Below are 20,038 nucleotides of genomic sequence, written 5' to 3' on the forward strand. Positions count from 1 at the left end.
GATCAGACCTGTTTCAGATAAGGGGGCGCGCGTGGCTGGTGAGCCATGCGGGATATGACGGGCGGTGCGGACGAGATGCGGAGGGCGCCTGCAAGCGCGCTGGTGATTTCACGCGCGCGTGTCGCCATGATATCTGATGAGAGTGCCGCAGACACGCGCAGGCAATCCTGGCAGAGGGTGTCCGGGCAGGTTTCGGGATCAATCAAATCGCCAGATTCATCTACGAAGATCGTCTCAAGGCCGGTTTCACCACAAATCTCCAGTTCATGCATGTCCGACGCAGGTGCCTTAGCCTGTGCATACCCGTGCGCGAAAGCACTTACGGCAAGGCCAAGCACCAGAAGGGCAGACAGGAAAGGGGTTACGGAGCGTATCATGCGTGTACGCTAGCAAGGGACATTTCAAAGGTCTTTGATCAAGATCAAATAAAATATCCTTTTACAGGAACCGATATGCTATATCTGAAGAATTGGGTGAATGTTCTCAGATCGGAGAGACGAACTAGAAAATGCAGCTTTCGAAATTCACTGATTATGCTTTGCGTGTCCTACTACTTGCCGCCAGCACCCCGGATCGCAACACGACGATCCGCGAGGCGGCCGAGACTTACGGCATTTCCCACGCACATCTGAAAAAAGTTGTGCTGATGCTGTCCAAGCAGGGTTATCTGGAGTCGATGCGCGGTCATGGTGGCGGGTTTCGCCTTGGCTTGCCACCTGAACAGATCAACCTTGGTGCCCTGATCCGCGCGACCGAAACTGATTTCGCGCTTGTCGAATGTTTCAATCCGAATTCAGGTTGCAGGATAGCGTCAAGATGTGTTCTGCCGGGCATTCTTGATGAAGCATTAAAGGCATTTCTGAAGGTAGTGGACCAATATTCTTTGCAAGATATCGCCTTACAGCCTGAAGCTTTCGGATTTGATGCGTAAGTGGCGCGTCTTGTCGCGTTTCCTGTAAAGCCTCCTTGCGCGCCAGTTCAGAGCGGGTGATCCGCCTGCGCTATCAATTGGCGTGTCTTGTGGGCACAGGCATAGCTGACTGGCACCCCGATCAGGGCACCGCCGATCAACGCCTGATAGGGGCTAAGAACTGGCAACCCGAACCAGACCCAGATCAGCGCCAGCATATAAAGATTGATCGCCATCGCCGCCGCGACGAACGGATAGAGCACCAGCCATAGCCTGCGCAGAGACCAGCTCCCGCTCATCTCTGCGACACAATCCGGTGCACGGCGTAGAGCATAATCACCATCGCGACCGTTGCGATGGCCAGCCAGAATTCAGCAATCGCGAAGATGCTGGAATGCTCGCGCACTTCGGGCACAGCTGCTTGCAGGGTCATTGGGCTGATCGCAGCGATAAAGGTCAGAAATCGGGTCATGTCAGCTCTCCTTGATAAGCATTCGGTAAATGTCGGGCAGCGCGCGCAGCAGGCGCGCTGGACTGGGCATGAGCGTGAAGCCGCCGCGACCGAAGATGCGGGCAAACCAGTCTTGCCCATCCTCGTCGATCACGACACCATAGACCGTCTGACCCTGACGCCGCGCCTCGCGCACCGCCATGTGGCTGTCTTCGATCCCGTAGCTGCCCTCATAATGGTCCAGATCGTTGGGTTTGCCATCGGTGATGACGATCAACAGCTTGCGCGTGGCGGCCTCATCGGCGAGCTGTGCGCTGATATGGCGGATCGCTGCGCCCAGCCGAGTGTAATGGCCGGGCTTCAGGCCACAGATTCGATCCATCACCTGCTGCGACATCCCCTCGTCAAACGCCTTGCAGCGGCTGATGAACACACGATCGCGGCGCAGCGACGAAAACGCCCAGATGCCCAGACGGTCACCAGCCGCGTCGATCCCGCCCGCCAGCGTGGACAGCGCCTCGCGGGCGACATCGATCACGCAGGTTCCGCCCAGTGCCGCCTCGGTTGAGCGCGAGACATCGAGCAGAAAGGCCACCGAAAGATCGCGTTCGGTGGTCCGCAAGTCCTGATATATCCGGTCTGATCCGCGCCCTGATGCCGCGATTTCGACATAGGTACTGATCAGCGCGTCAATATCCAGATCTGGCCCGTCCATCTGCGCCTTGTGCAAGATCCGCCTTGGCCGCAATGCTTCGAACTGGCGCCGCACCCGCGCCAGCCGGTTGGGGTCGGGCAAGAAGCCGTGCGCGGGGTCGGGTTTCGCCTCAGCCTCCAGCACGCGGCAGTGATCAGGCAGATAGGCGTGTGCAGAATGGTTCCATTCGGGGTAAAGTGCTCCCTCGGCCAGTCTTTCGTGATCGGCATCGGCAGGCGACAGATCCAGATGCAGCCGCAGCCGTGTGGCGGTTTTGCGGTCATGTTTCGACAGCGTGATGTTGTCTTGATCATCCGCAGCCTTTTGCGCATTCTCGTCATCGTCATCATCGGTCATACGATTGAGGTTCATGCTCTCGACCCAGCTCAAGATCGCTTCAAGCCGATACATGATGAAGGGATCGCCGCGATTGGTCTCTTTCTGGTCGCGGCGCAGGCCGATCTTGCGCTTGGTTCTGGCGGCATCCGGCGGCGGGCCGCAGGAACTCTCTTCAGGTGCGCACATCGCTTCAGACGGGGTGGGTGTGCTGAATATCGGCCAAAGCGCCACGGGCGCATAGGTGCGGTAGCCGCGCGGCTGCACCTGGATCGCCGCAGCCATATTAAAGGGAGTTTTGCCCGATAGCACGTCCTGAATGCCCTGCTCGATCAGCGCTTCCTGCCCGGTCAGGCTGCCCAAGCGCGGACGCCGCGACAAGGCCCAAATCGCGAGTTCGCGATAATCGGCTGTCAGGCCAGGGCAGAAGGTAGCGACTCGCGCAGCCGCTTTGCTATTTGCAATGATTGCGGCCAGATCGGTGGCAAGCGCGTTCTCGGCGGCTGCAGGCAGCCTGACCAGCGCGCTCAGCGCGGTCAGCCAGCGAAAACAGGCACGGTTGAGCGCGCGTGTCGGGAACATGTCGATTACGGGCGGCAGACCAAGGCGCATACCATCGAAACGCGGCAAATGCAGCATTTCGGCTTCAGTGCCGATGCGCCGCAAGAGCCCCAGCCGGTGCCCCGAGCGCATGGCAGGGGCTTCACCGATTTCGACCGACACGCCGCCCCCAAGCGCCCGGAACAGCACGACCAGACTGGTGCGCATCTCGGCAAAGCTTACGGCTTCATCGGGGAAATGCTCGGGCGCGTCGATCCGGCTTGCCACAGCATGCCAGATATTGCCGACCGTTTCCTCTGGCTCCATCAGGTCAAGAATATGCACCATTGCCGCTACCCGTAAACTGTCGTTACCAGATCGCGCAGGGCGTCCTGTACATCCGGCTCATCGGTCAGCGGCTGGATCACGGCTGTATCAAGCGCGCGGTCCACATCCATTCCGCTGGCGATGAAACAGGCAGCATAGATCAGCAAGCGGGTCGAGACACCTTCCTCCAGATCCATGCCCGATAACTTGCGGATATGCCCGGCCAGCCGCACCAGCGGCTTGACCCGCGCCGCGTCCAAGCCACTTTCCATCGCGACCACAGCTATTTCGGTCTCCGGGTCGGGAAAGTCGAAGCCGATCGACAGGAAACGCTGTCGCGTCGAGGGTTTCAGGCGCTTAAGCACGCTCTGATAGCCCGGGTTGTAGCTTGCCACCAGCATGAAATCGGGCGGCGCGCGCAGTTCCTCGCCCGTGCGGTCAATTAGCAAGCTGCGCCGCGAATCGGTCAGCGGGTGCAAAACAACGGTCACGTCCTTGCGCGCCTCAACAATCTCATCCAGATAGCAGATCGCCCCCTCGCGCACAGCACGCGTCAGGGGGCCATCAACCCATTCCGTTTCGCCACCGCGCAGCAGGTAGCGCCCGATCAGATCCGCCGCCGAGAGGTCGTCATGGCAGGCCACCGTGTAGAGTCTGCGCCCCATGCGAGCGGCCATATGCTCGACAAAGCGGGTCTTGCCACAGCCGGTGGGCCCCTTCAGAAGAAGGGGCAAACCGTTGTTGAAGGCGGTCTCGAACAGGGTACATTCGTCCCTGACCGGCTTGTAAAAGGGGATGGGGAAATCATGCACATGTCGCATCATGCCTTGCCCTCTTGCAGTTCGGCCACGACTTTCGGACCTGGCTCGACAACTTCGCGTTTCGGCACCATCAGCGCATATATGAAAATCAGCGCACCGATCACCACCGCAATCCCCGAACCAAAGCGCATAACATAGAAGATCGCCAAATCTTCCTGCACGTTCATGTAATAATCCCCGAGCACGCGCTGCATATGCACTTGGATGGCACCCGCGAAGGTCAGCGTGACCGTCATGAAGACCATGCCCCCCGACATCAGCCAAAAACTGGCCATGTTGAGCACCTGATTGTACGGGTCACGGCCCTTCAGCATAGGCATGATGTAGGTAAAGATCGCCAAATTTATCGCAACATAGGCGCCGAAGAAGGCCAGATGCCCATGCGCCGCCGTAATCTGCGTGCCATGTGTATAGAAGTTCACCCCATGCAGCGTGTGCAGAAAGCCCCATACACCGGCCCCGAAGAAGGCCAAAACCGCAGAGCCCAGCGTCCACAGAAGGGCAGCATTGTTAGGGTGTTTGCGCTTGCCCTTCCAGACCATGATGAAGGCGAAACAGACCATCGCGAAAAGTGGTGCGACTTCCAGCGTCGAGAAGATCGACCCGATCCACAGCCAGTAGCTCGGCAGCCCGATGTAATAATAATGGTGACCGGTGCCCAGAATTCCCGAAACCAGTGCTAGTCCGGCAATAACATAGAGCCATTTCTCGACCACCTCACGGTCCACCCCGGTCAGTTTCAGCAGCAGATAGGCGAGGATCGCGGCAAGGACGAGCATCCATGTCGCCTCAACCCAGAGATGGACGACAAACCACCAGTACATCTTGTCCAGCGTCAGGTTATGCGGGTTGATGAAAGCAAAGATCCACAGAAGCGACAACAGCCACAGGCCCAGCAAAAGAACCGAGGTGATCGCTGTCTTGCGCCCGGCCAGCACGGTCATCGAAATATTGAACAGGAAGATCAGCGCCGCAACCAGAATCCCCAGTTTGACCCAAAGCGGCTGTTCCAGGAACTCGCGTCCGCCATGAATGCCTAACAGGTAGCTGACAACCGCCCCCAAAGTGCCCACCAGCAGGATACCCAACTGAATATAGGCCAGCGTTGGGGAATAGAGCTCGCGCTCACTTTCTTCGGGGATAAGAAAATAGGCTGCTGCAAAGAAGCCCAGCAGCAACCAGACGATCAGCGAATTGGTATGGATCATCCGCAAAACGTGGAAAGGTAGGATTTCGGACAAGAAGTTGGGGCTGACATAGATCCAGCCTATCAGCAGGCCCATACTGACCTGAACGGCGAACAGTGCAAGAGCGGCGTAGATATACCACTGCGCAACAGCTTGTGTCTTGTATCTCATTTCATCTCTCCTCAGCCGGCATCATTGGGTGGCCAGCCCAGACGGTCGGTATGATCAGCCCAACGCAGGAATTCTGACAGGGCGCGAGTCTCTTCCTCCGTAAGGTCGTAGAAGGGCATCTGTCGGCGGCCCTCAATGCCGCTGGGTTGTGCCTTCAGCCAGCCATCGAGAATCTCATAGGCCGCCTCAGATTCAGCGAGCACACCCCAGCGTGTCATCACATTGCCGACTTCGGGGGCGAAATAGGCGCCCTCACCATGCAAGGTGTGGCAGTTGATGCAGGAATGCATTTCCCAGACCTGTTTGCCCAGAATGACCTCATCGGTCAGAGGCATTCCTGCTGTAGAGACGCGCACGGCGTGGTTATGCGAATGCACAACCAGCGCGACGAAGACCACGACGAAAAAGATGGACCCCCCATAAAAGATATTTCGGGCGCGCGATTTGGTTAGAAACTCAGCCATGTTCGGCCTCCTGCCATCTACGGATAGGCCGTAATAGCTTGGCTAGGCGGCGCAAAGTTTGTGCCAAAGCAATGTTTGGCGCGTTTTTGGTGCTAGTTTGAGCGTAGGGGGTACGCCATGCCTGATACCAGTCTCGATGATCCGAAGCTGCCGATCGCCGATCTTTTGACACGCTGGCCGCAGGCTGTGAGCGCCTTCGCGCTGTACCGCATGGCCTGTCCGGGTTGCCCTATTAGCCGGTTCCATACCGTTCAAGATGCCTGCATGGAATATGATGCGGACGAAAAATTGTTCCGAGCTGAGCTGCACAAAGCCGTCTCGGCCGTGCGGTGATCATCCCTGCGCCAGCATAAACAGCCCATGTGGATTCCGCACGACTATATGTTTGCGCCGACTTTCTACAAGGCCCTGTTTTTCCCATCCGCTGAGGATACGGCTGACTGTGTGAAGCGTCGTGGCTGTGAGTTCCGAAAGGTCGCGTCGTGTTATGGGAAAATCAATCTCGATCCCGCCCTCGACCTTGCGTCCGGCAATATTGACCAGCCGCAAGACCGCATTCGCCACACGCTGTTCGACCTGCTGTGTCGCCATTTCGACGAGACGCAGGTTCATTTCCTCGATCCGGGCGCCAACAACCTTGTAGCTGCTTACAGCAAACCCGTCATATTCTGCGGCGTAGCTGTCCCACAGGCGCATGGGCCAGCTCAGCGCCAGTGATTCTGTTACCGCAATGGCCGTCGCAGGATAAGTGTCTCGCCCCAGCGCGCGGGCAATCCCGCAAAGCTGTCCTGATGGGATGTGCAAGGCGGTCACCTGTTCACCTGACGGCGTTATACGCACAACCCGCAGGCACCCGTCCAGTAGCAGGAAAAAACGCTCCGCCGCATCGCCTTCGTGAAATAGCGTGGCCCCTTCCTTATAACGCTGCACACTGGCCTGATCGAGGATCGTGTGAATTTGGCCGCCAGCAAGTCGTGCAAAGGGCGGCAGGTGCTTCAGCAGACTTTCATCAAGCCGCGGCAAAGTTTTTCGAGCGTTAATCGGTGCCATGATTCTTTTGTGCCATGATATCTTAAGCACGACCAGAGAATGATGGTGACTCCTTCGCTTTCGACACATTCGAAAACCGTATTTTTGCTGAAAGTTTGCGCCAGCACAAATTTAGTTGAAAACGCGCAGATATTCCAAACGCATGGTACATCGAACTTGCGCCGCCGGAGCAAGAAGGGAAGGACTGCGCTTTGTTATTGATACCGGAAGACTGCTAGTCTGAATGGCACCTCGCCCGTAAGACAAAGACTTGACGCATGTCAATGAAGCCCGACAGATGTTTCTTTATTCTACACTCAAAACCTACGTCTTCACCCCAGCCGTTGCCAGCCAGTTGCCAAGACCCCCAGCCCGAAAGATTACCTTATGGACCCTGTCATTGACCGATACGCCCGCCGCGCTTCCCCGCGCTATACCAGCTATCCGACAGCACCGCATTTTGGTAAGGAGGTCGATGAAACCTGCTATCGGGGCTGGTTGGCCGATCTGGACCCTTCGGTACCGGTCTCACTCTATCTGCATGTGCCCTTCTGCCGGCAGATGTGCTGGTATTGCGGCTGCAACATGAAACTGGCGGCGCGGTATGATCCGGTCGCGGATTATGCACGCACCCTGCGCAAGGAAATCGCGCTGACCGCCGATGCGCTGCCCACGCGCATGACAGTCTCGCATCTGCACTGGGGCGGGGGCACGCCCACGGCGCTGTCGCCCGATGATCTTGCGGTCCTGATGGGCGATGTCCGCGCACGCTGGGATTTCGCGCCGGATGCCGAAATCGCCATCGAAAGCGACCCACGAACGCTGACGCCCGAGATGGCCGCGCGCATCGGTGCGCTTGGGTTTACCCGTGCAAGTTTCGGGGTGCAGGAATTCAACATGAAGGTGCAAAAGGCCATCAACCGGGTGCAACCCCCCGCGATGGTACGCGATTCGGTCGAACAGTTGCGCGCGGGCGGTGTGTCGGGCATCAATTTCGACCTGATCTATGGCCTGCCTTACCAGACAGTCGAAAGTCTGGTCGAAACCGTGAAGATCAGCGCGGGAATGCGGCCGGACCGCGTGGCGCTGTTTGGCTATGCGCATGTGCCCTGGATGGCCAAGAACCAGCGCATGATCGATACAGACACCCTGCCTGGCGCCGAAGAACGCGCAGCCCAAGCCAGCGCCGCCGCCGAGGCACTGGCTGCTGAGGGCTATGTTGCAATAGGGCTGGACCATTTCGCACTGCCCGATGATGAACTGGCCATTGCTGCGCGCGATGGGTGGCTGCGGCGAAACTTTCAGGGCTACACAACCGATCAGGCCGAAACGCTGATTGGGATCGGGGCCACCTCGATCGGGCGCACGCCAGCAGGCTATTTGCAAAACATCGCAGAAACCGGCGCATGGGTCCGCGCGGTGGAGGCCGGTCACCTGCCCATTGCCAAGGGCCGGGCCTTCGTCGGAGAGGATCGGTTGCGCGCCGAGGTGATCGAGCGGTTGATGTGTGACGGGCATGTGGATGCCGCGCATATCGGCGCGAAACATGGTGCGCCCTTGGACTGGTGGCACGATGCGGCAGAAGGGCTTGCCGAGATGCAGGCGGATGGCCTTGTCTGTGTTCGCGGCGGTCAGGTCACGATGACTGATCGCGGTCGCCCGTTGGTTCGCTTGGCTGCAGCCGCGTTTGACATATATCTAGCCGACAGTACGGCCCGGCATTCGGTTGCGGTCTGACCAAGTATCGCCGTGCTGCCTGTCACGGTTGATACATCTGGCGCATCTTCTGGGATGATTTTTATCATGCCCAAATCCCGACTGTTTTTGTCGGTTTGGCATTTACGCGGAGCACATGCTTGATTATAATCAAGCATGTGCTTTAAGGAGGCCCCACCCCATGACAACAACCGCCAGACAAAGCCGCGAGTGGACAGGCCCTGCCTTGCTCAGCTACGGGTTTCGGCCCTTTTTTCTGTTCGCTGGCATTTGGGCGGCCTTCGCAATGGGGGTCTGGATCGTTTTGCTGACCGGACGTGATCCCCTACCCGTCGCCTTCACGCCCACAGATTGGCATGTGCATGCCTTTGTGTTCGGCTATCTCTCTGCCGTTATCGCAGGTTTTCTGCTGACGGCGGTGCCCAACTGGACCGGACGCCTGCCGGTGGTGGGCTGGCCGCTTGCTGGGCTGCTAGGCTTGTGGCTGCTGGGGCGTCTGGCGGTGCTGATCGGCGGGGGCTGGCCCGCATGGGTCGTGGCCGCGCTGGATCTGGGCTTGTCCGTGGCGCTGATCGCCTTTCTTGCGCGCGAGATTTTCAGCGGGCGCAACTGGCGCAACCTGCCGGTTCTGGGGCTGATGGCACTGTTTGCTGTGGCCAATGGTCTGTTCCATATGGAGGCGCAGCAAGGCCCCGCACAGGACGGCTATGGCCTGCGGTTGGGGCTGGCGGCTGTGCTGATGCTGATTGCCCTGATCGGCGGGCGGATTGTTCCAAGTTTCACGCGCAACTGGCTGGCCAAACGGAATGCCTCGCGGCTGCCTGTCGCGTTCAACCGGGCTGACGGGGCAGTATTGGCGCTGACCGGCGTTGCGCTGCTGGCGTTTGTGATTGCCCCTTATGGCGCAGTCACCGCCATCCTGTGCCTTGGTGGCGGGCTGGCAAATCTGTGGCGCGTCGCGCGTTGGCAGGGCTGGCAGACAAGGTCCGAGCCGTTGGTCTGGGTGTTGCACGCAGCTTATGTCATGCTCGCGCTTGGCTTCGTGGTTGTGGGCGCGTCCGCCCTTGATTTGATGCCGCAATCGGGCGCGCGTCATGTCTGGATGGCTGGCGCGATCGGGTTGATGACGCTTGCCGTTATGACCCGCGCAAGCCTTGGTCATGCGGGCTTGCCGCTGACCGCAAGCCGCCCGGTGGCCGCGCTGTATCTGGCGCTGATCGGGGCGACTGCCGCGCGCCTGCTGGCCGGGCTTGCACTTGGTCAGGTCTGGCTGCTGCATTTGTCTGCGTCGCTGTGGATTCTGGCCTTTGGTGGCTTCGCGCTGATCTATTGGCCCATTCTGACACGCCCGAAACGCACGGCCAAACCCGCCAGCCGCGCCCAACCGGCATGAGCGGCTGGGCCACCTATATCGGCGCATGGGCGCTGTTTTTGCTCACCCATGCAGTGCCAGTGCGCCCGCCAGTCAAGCCGTGGCTGGTCGCGCGACTCGGCCCAGTGGGCTACGGGGCTGCCTATTCCGCGCTTTCGCTTGGGGTGCTGGCAGGGCTGTTCATTGCTGCGGCCCGCGCGCCATATGTCCCGTTGTGGCCCATGCCCGTAGCCGCGCACTGGATCGCTTTGGCCACGATACTGCCTGCCGTGGCTCTGCTGTCTCTGACACTCGGGCGGCCCAACCCGTTCTCTTTCGGGGGTGCAAATAATGACCGATTCGACCCACAGCGTCCCGAACTGATGGGGCGCATCCGCCACCCTGTACTGGCGGCGCTTGGTCTGTGGGCAGGCGCGCATCTGATCGTCAATGGTGCCTTGGCCCATGCGCTTATGTTCGGCGGTTTTGCAGCTTTCGCGGCGCTGGGAATATGGCTGATCGACCGGCGTAAACAGCGCGAGATGGGCGCTACCGCATGGCAAGATTTACGCAGGCGCAGCCGAAGCGCGCGCGTCACACTGCCCCCGCAAGCAGGGGGGCGCCTTGCCGCCGGTGTCATTGTGACCTGCGCACTGATTGCCAGCCATCACTGGCTGTCCGGTGTGGTGATCTGGCCGCGGTTTCTGCCTTAGCCCGATTTTGGCCGAAATGCCTTGCTGCGCGCCGGGTCCGTCTCGATGCGGCGCGCGCCGATCAGGTCCAGGCAATAGGGCACAGCGGCAAAGACGGCGGCAAGGCAAGTCGCAATCGCTGCGGGCTTGCCGGGCAATGTGATGAACAGGGTCTTGCCCCGCACGCCAGCGCCCTGACGCGACAGGATCGCCGTGGGCACTTCGCTCAACGAGGCGCGGCGCATTTCCTCGCCGAAACCGGGCAGATCAAACTCGATGATATCCGCCAACGCCTCGGGGGTGCGGTCACGCGGGGCGGGCCCTGTGCCGCCAGTCACCAGCACCAGATCAGCGCCGCCCTCAGCCAGTGCGCGCATGGCATTGGCGACAATGTCGCGCTCGTCGGCAACAATCTGGCGGGTTACATCCAGCGGCGATGTGATGGTCGCACGCAGCCAGTCCTCGGCAGCGGGTCCGCCCAGATCGGCATACTCCCCGCGCGCGGCACGATCCGACACGGTCAGAATGGCGATGCGCGCAGGCTCAGGCGGCATGACGCTGCCCCGCGCGCAGGCACCAGTCGGTGACATAAGCCAAATCCGCAGGCAGCCCCTCGGCCATCCCGTCGGCGAATGCCTCGAATGCGGGCAGGTTCAACCCATTGACGCCCACAAGGACCGGCAGGCCCAGACAGACAGCATCGCCAATGACGGGGGCAAAGCCGCCCCCTTCGGCCTCAGATTTACCAAATTTGTTGACGATCAGCAACTCCGACCCAGAAAGCGCAGCCTCGGTCGTGGCGACAGCCTGTGTCAGAACACTGGTATCAAGCGTGCAGCCGCGCGCGAAGGCACCGCGATCTTCGCTGATGCGCAACACCTGACCCGATGACAGAAGCCGCAGATCCATGTCGCATTTGCGCCGGTCCGCGCGGGCCGTATTGGTCTGCACAGTCCCGCAGAGCGTTAGACGACCGGCCAGAGCGTCGACCACCTGCGCCAGAAACAGATCGCTCGCGCCACGTCCGGGCAGGCTGATATATCCCAATCTCATCATGCGCGTCCTTTGCCGTCATTCGTTTCATAAGGTATAGGCCATTGGCCACCATCAGCCCTTGACATGAATCAATAGCAATTTGATCTTCACAGACTTCTCTGCAAAACCGACAAAAATATTTGATCTGCATCAATGCATATAAATTGATTATTATCAATTATTATCGAACATCCAACGAAAGTGACTCGTATGACCCGGATTAACCTTTCGCAACCAACCTCCCATTGCGCCACATCACAGCCCGGCATCGCGGAGTTATTGCGCAGCTACGGCATTGCCAGATGCTTTGGTGAACTGCGCCCGCTGCGTGATATCCTCTCGGAACTGGACCTTGACGACGCAGAATTCGACACCCGCAGCGCAGAACTGGCCGCACATTCCTGCAAGGACGTGCCGGAAGCGACCAGCGCAATGATTGACTATATCCTGCGTCGCTATCACCAGACCCATCGGGGCGATCTGGCCGAACTGATCCTGCTGGCCGACAAGGTGGAAACAGTCCATTCTGATGACCTTGCAGCACCAAAGGGCCTGGCGGCATGTCTGGCCGAGATCGAGGCCGAACTGGAATCTCATATGCAGAAAGAGGAACATATCCTGTTTCCGATGATGAAAGCCGGCGGCCATCCGATGATTGCGCATCCGATCGCGGCGATGATGGCCGAGCATGACAGCCATGCAGCCCGGCTGGAAGCGCTGACCCGTAATTTCACGCCGCCAGAACATGCCTGCGGGTCCTGGCGCGCATTGTGCCACGGGGTCGAGGCGCTGACTGCCGACCTGATTGTCCATATGCATCTGGAAAACACGGTTCTTTTCCCTCGGTTTATGTAAAAAAAGCCCCGGCCACGCGGGCCAGGGCAGTTACAGATCATCTGTGGGATTACAGACAACCTGCAGGGACGTTTCAGGCGGACGAGATGCTGTGACGCCAATTTGCCCCCGCGCCATCGCGCCCGTATCCGTCGCAGAACTGCATGCCGGGATGGGCGGCGCTCAATGTGTCGATCAGGGTCGCTGCAGACAATTCACTGGCCAGAAGCTGCGCATAATCGTGGCAGATTGCGTCGAACCCCACAGATTGCGGCTGCAACCGCAGCGCCGATACGCCCATGTCCCGATACTGTGCGACATGTTCCGCCATGCAGGCATAGGATTGGCTGAGGGTCTGCACGCCGTTGACTGTCAGAAATCGCTGGCCTTCCAATGTGTCCACATCGCGCCCATCCGGGTCTTGCTCGCACACAAACTGGCAGGAATCCTTGGCCCGTTCATGCAGCCGCGCATGGTAGCACCGCCCGGAAATGGCCAGCGGCAAACGCCCGTGCCCCCAGACTTCCAGCGCGACGCCTTCGGCATGCGCGACCTGCGCCAGCACAGCAATGGCGGACATCGGCAATTCCGGCGGCAAGCAAATGCGCTCGGCCCCGCGCCGGGCCAGCCAGCGCAATGTGCCTTCATTGTAGACATTGACCAGCGGCCCCACCCAGAAGGGCACACCTTCCGGGATATGATGCAGCGCGCTCAGGTCATTGACCTCGACCGGCACGCCCATCCCCAACAGATCCGCTGTCAGCTTGCGTTCGCGTTTGAGCGTGATCAGCGCAAGCGAGGTCAGTGCGACCTGCTTGCCGGCCGCCTGCAACAGCTCCACGGCTTGCGGGATTTCATCCTGCCAGAACGGCAGGCGTTTCGAGCAGACCAGCTCACCCAACACCACGCGCGCGACAGGCGCATCGGCTAGCCCGGTATAGAAACTGCGCACCGACTCGGCGCTCCAGAAAAACGGATTCGGGCCAATTGTCAGGTCCATCGCATCACCTCCAGGTCTTGGCATAAGCGCCCGTCGTGGCGGCCTGCCCTTCGGACAGTCGCGCAAGCGCCAGTGCAGGCGGGGTGCGGCCCGCTTCCATCGCATCCGTCACGGCACGGAAGGCCCGCACGATCTGCGCCACATAGGCGCGCGAGCGCTGCCGCCCTTCGATCTTCAGCGCTGTCACCCCGGCCTGAGCCAGTTTCGGCACAAGGGTCGAGGCATCAAGGCTGACCGCATCTTCGAACACATGGCCAGTCTTGTCGCCCGAAGTGAAACAGCCTTTGCAGAGTGTCGGATAGGGCGCGGCAGCCCCCTTGGGCGTGCGGTGGATGGTAAATCCGCCCAGCCGCGCCACGCTGTCTGTGCCATCCGTCGCGTAATCGACATGTTCGGGCGGCGAGCAGACCCCGTTCATATTGGGCGAACGGCCCGTGGCGTAGGACGACAACGAACAGCGCCCTTCAGCCATGACGCATAGGCCCCCGAACACGAACACTTCCGTTTCCACATCGATCTCGCGGTTGATCGCCGCGATTTCCTCGACACTCAGCACACGCGGCAGAACCACGCGGCGCACATCAAAAGCAGAGGCGTAGAGATTGATCGCATCGGGATTGGCGGCAGCGGCCTGCACGGACAGATGACGGCGCAGGTCAGGGTGACGTTCGGCGGCGTAAGCCAGCAAACCCAAGTCGGCCAGAATGACCGCATCCGCGCCCGCGCGTTCTGCATCGCCCACGGCCGAATGCCACAGCGACTCGCGCCCCGCAGTCGGGAAGGTGTTGATCGCCACCAGCACTTTTGCGCCGCGCGCATGCGCGTAGCCCACAGCCGCGGCCAGTTCCGCGCGCGAGAAATTCAGGCCGGGGAAGTTGCGCGCATTGGTTTCATCGGCGAAACCGCAATAGATGCAATGCGCGCCCGCATCGACGGCAGCGCGCAAGGCGGCGGGTGTTCCAGCAGGGCAGACCAGTTCCATCAATAGACCTCCTGTGGGGCGCGGCGCAGATGCAGGCCAGTCAGCCGCTCCAGCGGCGCAAGGGCCAACCGCAGCGGTGGGGCGAGCAGCGGCAGCGCGCGTGCGATCTCGCAGCTCAGATCCAGTTCCGCATCATCCAGCGCATTGCGCAGCGCCAGAACGGCAGAGGTGTCACCCTCGATCTGCAGCGCCCCTGAGAAATAGAGCGAGTCCCCATCCTCGACCCCATGCAGCATGGCCAGAAACGCGGCCAGAGTGCCTGCAATGCGCGCATCCGCGTCACGCGCCGCAGAACGGCGGAAGGCGCGCAATTCTGCCTGCGCGGGATCAAGGTGCAGGATGAAGGGCAGGTCGGTGATATCCAAGGCGAATTTGTATGTTTGATATTTATCAATACGTGTCAAGATCTGTGGATGGGTGCGCAATAAGTTACGGGCAAGCTGACTCAGCGCCATCGAGACAGGCCAGAGCGGCAAAACATGCATTGGTGCTGTCAATAAAGCGGGTATTTGGATGCTCTGATGTTCGTTGCGCATAAGCCTGCCCTGCAGTCGCACTGTGATGACATGCTTTCGCTATCAGAAGTAGAACTGTTATTGTTTGACATAAATCAATCATCAGTGAGATTTTGTCTGCTATCCGACAGCCATCTTTTCCGTCAGGCTGTCATGCGTCAACTTCCGCCCTTCCCCGATCTGCGCGCCTATCTCGCCTGGCTGGACGGGCGCGACGATATGCTTGCCGTTCCCGAACCTGTCGATCTGCGCCATGAAATGACCGCCGTGCAACTGGCAGCCTTGCGCACGGGCGGCCCGGCCCTGCGGTTTGATCACGCCCATGAGGGTGGCAGGCGCGCGTCGATGCCAGTCATCGCCAATCTTTTCGGCACCCGCGCGCGGGTCGCGGCGGGTCTGGGCATGACGCTGGCCGACCTGCCGCAACTGGGTGCTTTCCTTGCCGCCCTGCGCAGCCCTGCCCCTGTGGATGGCATGCGCGATGCGCTGTCGCGCTGGCCGATGCTGCGCGCCGCACTGAGCGCGCGGCCGCAAACCATCCGCCGCGCACCTGTACAACAGGCGCAGGATATTGCCGATCTGACACAGGTTCCCGTGCAAACCCCCTGGCCGCTGGATGCAGGCCCGCTGATCACATGGCCAGTGGTCATAACCCGCCCGCATGGGACAACGCCCGACCAGATCGCGCGCTACAATCTGGGCGTTTACCGCGCACAGGTGCTGGGGCCGGATCGGTTGATCCTGCGCTGGCTGGCGCATCGGGGCGGCGCAGCCCATGCCCGCACATGGGCGCAGGCACGCGACCCCATGCCCGTGGCCATTGCGCTGGGGGCTGATCCGGCAACCCTGTTGTCTGCCGCCCTGCCCTTGCCCGAAACGGTGTCGGAACTGGGTTTTTCAGGTATACTGCGTGGCACACGCACTGAACTCGTCGCGGCGAAAACCGTGCCGCTGATGGTGCCTGCGCAGGCCGAGATCATGCTGGAGGGCTGGATTCATCCAGAAGACACCGCCCCCGAAGGCCCGTTCGGCGACCATACCGGCTATTACAATTCCGTCGAGCGCTTCCCGGTGATGCGCATTTCGGCCATCACGCATCGGCGCCACCCGCTTTACCTGTCCACAGTGACAGGACGCCCACCTGATGAGCCGTCAGTGATCGGCGAGGTGTTCAACGATCTGGCGCTGCCCGTGATCCGCGCACAGATCCCTGAAATCCGCGATCTGTGGTTACCGCCCGCAGGCTGTTCCTATCGCATCGCCGTGGTGCAGATCGACAAGCGCTATCCCGGTCAGGCACGGCGCGTGATGATGGCGCTTTGGGGGATGCTGCCGCAATTCAGCTACACGAAGCTGGTGATCGTCATCGATACCGATATCGACCCGCGCAACTGGGATGACATTGCCTGGGCGCTGTCCACCCGGATGGACCCCGGCCGCGATCTGATGGTGCTGGAGCGTACACCGATGGATTATCTCGATTTCGCCTCCCCGCTTGAAGGGCTGGCAGGCAAGCTGGGCGTGGATGCGACGACCAAGATCGGCGCGGAGACCACCCGCGACTGGGGGCAGGTCATGGCGCTGGACCCCGCGCATGAAGCCCGCGCGGCTGAATTTGTCGCGCGCCATATCAGCAAGGCCCGCCCATGAGTCCGCGTGTGATCCTTGGCGTCTCTGGCGCATCCGGCGCGGCGCTGGCGCTCGATTCAGCACGCCATCTGGCGCAGATGGGGGTTGTAATCGATCTGGTCACGACGCGCATGGCGCGGCACACCTGCGATCTGGAACTGGGGCCAGAGGCAACCGCAGAGTTGGAGGGGTTGGCCGATGTGATCCATGACGGTCAGAACATGGGCGCGACGATTGCCTCTGGCAGCTATCCGGTCGCAGGCATGATCGTCGCACCCTGTTCGATGCGTAGCCTTGCCGCCATTGCAAGCGGGCTTGACGACACGCTGCTGACCCGCGCGGCAGGGGTGCAACTGAAGGAACGCCGCCCACTGGTGCTGCTTGCGCGAGAGGCCCCGCTGACGCTCGCGCATCTGCGCAACATGACCCGTGTGACCGAAATGGGCGGCATCATCCTGCCGCCAGTACCTGCTTTCTATCTCAAACCCGAAAGTGTGCAGGACATAACCGCTCAGATCGCTGCGCGGGCTGTCGATCTGCTGCGACTTGGGGCCGTTCAGGCCGCAGCATGGCAGGGTTGAAAACCAGTCAGGCCCATTTTCATCTTGCCAAAAATACTCAATGGACCACGGCGTCTGGTCACAGCGGCAAGATCTCGACCAGAGCACCGCGCGCCATATCTTCAGCCTCTGCCGGGATCATGACCAGAGCATCCGCCTCGGCCAGTTGCGCAATGCGGTGTGACCCTGCCCCGTCAAGGCACGCCACCTGCAAAACACCGCGCCCGGAATGGCCCAGAATGCGCGCAGGCCGGTATTCGCAGCGCCCCGGCTTGTGCCGGATCGCCGCGCCAAGTGCAGCCAGCGTCTTTGTGGGGCCGGGCATCGCAAGCCCTGCCATGCGCCCAGCCAGAACCTGCCCGACAATATGCCATGTCACAAAGGCGGCCACCGGATTACCCGGCAATCCCAGCCAGAGCGCGTGCCCGACCTGCCCGATCGAGAGTGGCTTGCCCGGCTTCATGGCAAGCTTCATCACCTCGACCTGCCCGCCCAGATCCTTGATCACAGCGGCCATGTGATCCTCATCGCCCACAGACACACCGCCCGTCGTGATCACGATATCGGCCTGCGCCATGGCATTGGACACGGCTTCGCGCAATGTTTCAGGATCATCGGCACATGCGGGCAGCGCAATGCGCTCGAACCATGCGCGGTCAAGGGCGGCGCTCAGCATGGCATGATTGGCGTCCCATATCTGGCCGGGTTCAAGCGCGTTACCCGGTGCCACAAGTTCACTGCCAGAACACAGGATCGCAACCCGAACCCGGCATCTGACATCCACCTGCGCCAGACCGGCCCCCGCCAGCGCGGCGGCTTCGCGCGCACCGATGATGCGGCCCGCCGACAGCAAGGGCATTCCGGCGGCGAGATCATCGCCCGCGCGGCGGATATGCTGCCCAGCACGGGGCCTGTTGGAAATGGCGACCGCCTCGCCCACGCGGCGCAAGTCCTCTTGGGCGATGACCACATCCGCCCCTTGCGGCAGCGGCGCACCTGTCAGGATGCGCATGGCAGAAGATGGCGGCAAGACCCCCGGCGCATCGCCTGCACGGATACGCCCTGCGAGTGGCAAGACCCACGGCCCCTGCCCATCCAGATCAGCCAGCCTGCATGCATAGCCATCCATCGCAGCATTGTCGAAGAGCGGAAACGGAACCGGCGCAGGAATATCATGCGCCAGAGCCCGGCCCGTTGCAGCATGAAGCGGCAGTGTTTCGATCTGTGGCACCTGCGCGACCAGCACCAGCCCGCGCGCAATGGCCTGATCGACCGGGACCAGTCCCAGTGCAGCATCACACCCACAGGCGGCCGGGTCGGGGCGGTGAAAGGTCTGATAAATAGTCATTGCTGAACTCCAAGGCTCGCAGTGTCAATCCGCGCCAAGGCACGCGCGCAGGCGCTGTCCATAAGCGGCGGTTGCGCGCGTCTCTCGCAGATCTCGGCCATGAGCGCGGATTTGTCCTGTTCAGTCAGCCGCAAGCGCGCCAGCGGCAGCAGGATGGCATTTTCTACGATCAGATGGCGGCGCTCGGATGCGGCGAGCCTGCACAGCGCGTCGCGATCCTCAGGCGCGGGCAAAGCGCCATCGGCCATGCAGGCCAGCGCAGGCACCAGAAGGGCAAAAGCGGCTTCTGCGATTTCATGTTCGCGCGCCAGCCGGTTCAGCGTTTTATCCAACTCATCTTCGGGCAGCGCGCGCGCACGCAGGCGCGGGAACAGAGCTTTTTCCTCATCGTCGAAATGCATGGGCAGATCGCGGCAAAGATTGACCAGAATCCGCCGCGCCAATTCCGCTCTGGGCTGAGTTGCCGCTGCGAGCAATTCCATATCAGCGCAAAGCTGGCGCTGATTGAAATGCTCCTCATATATGGCCTCGATCGGACATTCGGAGGCGCTAAGCCGCGGGCGTGCGGCGCGCGCACCCCGTATTGTGCCGGTATCGCGGTCAAGATGGCTCTCGTACCTTATTTTCACGCCGGACATGGCCGACCCCTTTCATGCTCAGGCGGCTTGCAGCGCAACGCCCTCGATCTGCGCTTGCGCGACAAGACCCGCTGTGAATCTGGCAGCCGCCCGCGCCCATGCCGCCTTGGCATGAGCATCGTGCAGCCGTGGCAACACTGTCTCGAATGGCAGGACCTCGCCGCGCGCGCGCGCATCAAGCCGGATCAGATGCAGCCCAAAGCGGGTTTCCACCGGGTCACTAATCTGGCCTTCCTCCAGTGCCTCCAGCGCGGCTTCGAATTCCGGCACCGTGTCGCCCTGCCCCAACTGGCCAAGCAGCCCGCCATTATCCTTGGACGAACAGGCCGAATGGGTGCGCGCCAGTTCACCAAAGCGGCGTGGGTTGGCGCGCAGTTCCGCCAACACGGCTTTTGCATGGGCGTGCAAGGCGGCCATATCGTCCTGGCGCGGGAAGAGGATATGCGCTGCCTCATAGAGCGAGGGCGCACGGAACCGGTCGGGATGCGCGTCATAGAGGCGACGCAAATCGGCTTCATCCGCTGCGGCGGGCATGATTGCCACCTCTGCAAGCTGTCGGATCAGCGCTTCGTCCTCGGTCTCAACCTGACCCGGTGCAATTTCCACCGGATCAGGGGACAGGCCACGCGCGCGGGCCTCTTGCAGCATCAATTCGCGGATGGCGAGCGCGCGCGCGGCAGCTTTCCAGGCCAGCCCCGGCTTCTCTTTCGGGGCTGGGTGGTTCTGGGCCTCGGCCGCAATGCGTTCGGCCGAGATTTCAATGCCGTTGACAAAAACAGGCGGCAGAAGCGGTTTCATGGGACGTTTC

Annotated in this window: 24 protein-coding genes; 8 read left to right on the forward strand and 16 right to left on the reverse strand. The window is 61.0% G+C overall.

The genetic code is table 11. The annotated features are described in order from the left end of the window. Positions 1 to 2: 2 nt before the first annotated feature. The gene (locus tag P8S53_RS20610) at positions 3 to 377 is read right to left on the reverse strand and encodes a hypothetical protein (protein ID WP_277807528.1); all 375 of its coding nucleotides are present in this window, start codon (positions 375 to 377) and stop codon (positions 3 to 5) included. 131 nt (positions 378 to 508) lie between these two features. Here P8S53_RS20610 and P8S53_RS20615 point away from each other — a divergent pair, with 131 nt between their 5' ends. Next, entirely contained in the window at positions 509 to 931 is a 423-nt protein-coding gene (locus tag P8S53_RS20615) for an Rrf2 family transcriptional regulator (RefSeq protein ID WP_277807529.1), read from the forward strand. Between the two features lie 47 nt (positions 932 to 978). On the opposite strand, the gene P8S53_RS20620 is transcribed toward P8S53_RS20615, so the two are convergent. From P8S53_RS20620 to P8S53_RS20645, 6 genes are read right to left on the reverse strand one after another with little or no spacing between them, the layout of a single operon-like run. Next, a complete protein-coding gene (locus P8S53_RS20620) occupies positions 979 to 1,209 on the reverse strand; it encodes a hypothetical protein (protein ID WP_277807530.1) in 231 nt (76 codons plus the stop codon). Beyond that, complete coding sequence (locus tag P8S53_RS20625) at positions 1,206 to 1,382, reverse strand: hypothetical protein (protein WP_277807531.1); 177 nt, start codon at positions 1,380 to 1,382, stop codon at positions 1,206 to 1,208. The genes P8S53_RS20620 and P8S53_RS20625 overlap by 4 nt, the downstream gene beginning before the upstream one ends. A 1-nt stretch (position 1,383) precedes the next feature. Beyond that, positions 1,384 to 3,279: a nitric oxide reductase activation protein NorD gene (locus tag P8S53_RS20630; RefSeq protein ID WP_277807532.1), complete on the reverse strand. Its 1,896-nt coding sequence runs from the start codon at positions 3,277 to 3,279 to the stop codon at positions 1,384 to 1,386. Between the two features lie 5 nt (positions 3,280 to 3,284). Further along, positions 3,285 to 4,079: a CbbQ/NirQ/NorQ/GpvN family protein gene (locus tag P8S53_RS20635; RefSeq protein ID WP_373418573.1), complete on the reverse strand. Its 795-nt coding sequence runs from the start codon at positions 4,077 to 4,079 to the stop codon at positions 3,285 to 3,287. Next, complete coding sequence (locus P8S53_RS20640) at positions 4,079 to 5,437, reverse strand: cbb3-type cytochrome c oxidase subunit I (RefSeq protein WP_277807534.1); 1,359 nt, start codon at positions 5,435 to 5,437, stop codon at positions 4,079 to 4,081. Before P8S53_RS20640 ends, P8S53_RS20635 begins: the two co-directional genes overlap by 1 nt. Positions 5,438 to 5,448: 11 nt before the next feature. Further along, the gene (locus P8S53_RS20645; RefSeq protein ID WP_277807535.1) at positions 5,449 to 5,901 is read right to left on the reverse strand and encodes a cytochrome c; all 453 of its coding nucleotides are present in this window, start codon (positions 5,899 to 5,901) and stop codon (positions 5,449 to 5,451) included. A gap of 117 nt (positions 5,902 to 6,018) precedes the next feature. Here P8S53_RS20645 and P8S53_RS20650 point away from each other — a divergent pair, with 117 nt between their 5' ends. After that, on the forward strand, positions 6,019 to 6,234 hold the full coding sequence (locus P8S53_RS20650) for a DUF1858 domain-containing protein (RefSeq protein WP_277807536.1): 216 nt from the start codon (positions 6,019 to 6,021) through the stop codon (positions 6,232 to 6,234). Here P8S53_RS20650 and P8S53_RS20655 read toward each other — a convergent pair whose 3' ends face one another. Next, on the reverse strand, positions 6,235 to 6,951 hold the full coding sequence (locus P8S53_RS20655; RefSeq protein WP_373418569.1) for a Crp/Fnr family transcriptional regulator: 717 nt from the start codon (positions 6,949 to 6,951) through the stop codon (positions 6,235 to 6,237). It abuts the gene before it with no gap. Between the two features lie 366 nt (positions 6,952 to 7,317). Between P8S53_RS20655 and hemN the strand changes: the two genes are divergently transcribed. From hemN to P8S53_RS20670, 3 genes are all read left to right on the forward strand, one after another. Then, entirely contained in the window at positions 7,318 to 8,667 is a 1,350-nt protein-coding gene (gene hemN / locus P8S53_RS20660; protein WP_277807537.1) for an oxygen-independent coproporphyrinogen III oxidase, read from the forward strand. Between the two features lie 160 nt (positions 8,668 to 8,827). Continuing rightward, entirely contained in the window at positions 8,828 to 10,039 is a 1,212-nt protein-coding gene (locus P8S53_RS20665) for an NnrS family protein (protein WP_277807538.1), read from the forward strand. After that, positions 10,036 to 10,710: an NnrU family protein gene (locus P8S53_RS20670; protein ID WP_277807539.1), complete on the forward strand. Its 675-nt coding sequence runs from the start codon at positions 10,036 to 10,038 to the stop codon at positions 10,708 to 10,710. The genes P8S53_RS20665 and P8S53_RS20670 overlap by 4 nt, the downstream gene beginning before the upstream one ends. Here the strand turns inward: P8S53_RS20670 and mog are convergent. Beyond that, the gene (gene mog / locus P8S53_RS20675) at positions 10,707 to 11,243 is read right to left on the reverse strand and encodes a molybdopterin adenylyltransferase (RefSeq protein WP_277807540.1); all 537 of its coding nucleotides are present in this window, start codon (positions 11,241 to 11,243) and stop codon (positions 10,707 to 10,709) included. The two genes, P8S53_RS20670 and mog, sit on opposite strands and share 4 nt — an antisense overlap. Beyond that, on the reverse strand, positions 11,233 to 11,745 hold the full coding sequence (locus P8S53_RS20680) for a DUF2478 domain-containing protein (protein WP_306417976.1): 513 nt from the start codon (positions 11,743 to 11,745) through the stop codon (positions 11,233 to 11,235). Before P8S53_RS20680 ends, mog begins: the two co-directional genes overlap by 11 nt. A 189-nt stretch (positions 11,746 to 11,934) precedes the next feature. On the opposite strand from P8S53_RS20680, the gene P8S53_RS20685 reads away from it, so the two are divergent. Further along, positions 11,935 to 12,579, forward strand: a complete 645-nt coding sequence (locus P8S53_RS20685; RefSeq protein WP_277807541.1) for a hemerythrin domain-containing protein — start codon at positions 11,935 to 11,937, stop codon at positions 12,577 to 12,579. A gap of 73 nt (positions 12,580 to 12,652) precedes the next feature. On the opposite strand, the gene P8S53_RS20690 is transcribed toward P8S53_RS20685, so the two are convergent. The 3 genes from P8S53_RS20690 to P8S53_RS20700 are packed head-to-tail and all read right to left on the reverse strand — an operon-like array spanning position 12,653 to position 15,076. Next, complete coding sequence (locus P8S53_RS20690; RefSeq protein ID WP_277807542.1) at positions 12,653 to 13,558, reverse strand: U32 family peptidase; 906 nt, start codon at positions 13,556 to 13,558, stop codon at positions 12,653 to 12,655. A gap of 4 nt (positions 13,559 to 13,562) precedes the next feature. Next, positions 13,563 to 14,540, reverse strand: a complete 978-nt coding sequence (locus tag P8S53_RS20695) for a peptidase U32 family protein (protein WP_277807543.1) — start codon at positions 14,538 to 14,540, stop codon at positions 13,563 to 13,565. Further along, positions 14,540 to 15,076 carry an SCP2 domain-containing protein gene (locus tag P8S53_RS20700; protein ID WP_277807396.1) on the reverse strand — a complete coding sequence of 179 codons (537 nt, stop codon included), beginning with the start codon at positions 15,074 to 15,076 and terminating at the stop codon, positions 14,540 to 14,542. Before P8S53_RS20700 ends, P8S53_RS20695 begins: the two co-directional genes overlap by 1 nt. A 132-nt stretch (positions 15,077 to 15,208) precedes the next feature. Here P8S53_RS20700 and P8S53_RS20705 point away from each other — a divergent pair, with 132 nt between their 5' ends. Next, a complete protein-coding gene (locus P8S53_RS20705; RefSeq protein ID WP_277807397.1) occupies positions 15,209 to 16,705 on the forward strand; it encodes a UbiD family decarboxylase in 1,497 nt (498 codons plus the stop codon). Then, positions 16,702 to 17,265 (forward strand): UbiX family flavin prenyltransferase, encoded by a 564-nt coding sequence (locus P8S53_RS20710; RefSeq protein WP_277807398.1) that lies wholly within the window; start codon positions 16,702 to 16,704, stop codon positions 17,263 to 17,265. Before P8S53_RS20705 ends, P8S53_RS20710 begins: the two co-directional genes overlap by 4 nt. Positions 17,266 to 17,323: 58 nt before the next feature. Here the strand turns inward: P8S53_RS20710 and glp are convergent, their stop codons facing one another. The 3 genes from glp to P8S53_RS20725 are packed head-to-tail and all read right to left on the reverse strand — an operon-like array spanning position 17,324 to position 20,028. Then, positions 17,324 to 18,592 (reverse strand): gephyrin-like molybdotransferase Glp, encoded by a 1,269-nt coding sequence (gene glp / locus P8S53_RS20715; protein ID WP_277807399.1) that lies wholly within the window; start codon positions 18,590 to 18,592, stop codon positions 17,324 to 17,326. Beyond that, entirely contained in the window at positions 18,589 to 19,230 is a 642-nt protein-coding gene (locus P8S53_RS20720) for a hemerythrin domain-containing protein (RefSeq protein ID WP_277807400.1), read from the reverse strand. The genes glp and P8S53_RS20720 overlap by 4 nt, the downstream gene beginning before the upstream one ends. An 18-nt stretch (positions 19,231 to 19,248) precedes the next feature. Next, positions 19,249 to 20,028 (reverse strand): peptidylprolyl isomerase, encoded by a 780-nt coding sequence (locus P8S53_RS20725; RefSeq protein ID WP_277807401.1) that lies wholly within the window; start codon positions 20,026 to 20,028, stop codon positions 19,249 to 19,251. Positions 20,029 to 20,038 lie beyond the last annotated feature (10 nt).

This window comes from Roseinatronobacter sp. S2, assembly GCF_029581395.1.
Taxonomy (GTDB): domain Bacteria; phylum Pseudomonadota; class Alphaproteobacteria; order Rhodobacterales; family Rhodobacteraceae; genus Roseinatronobacter.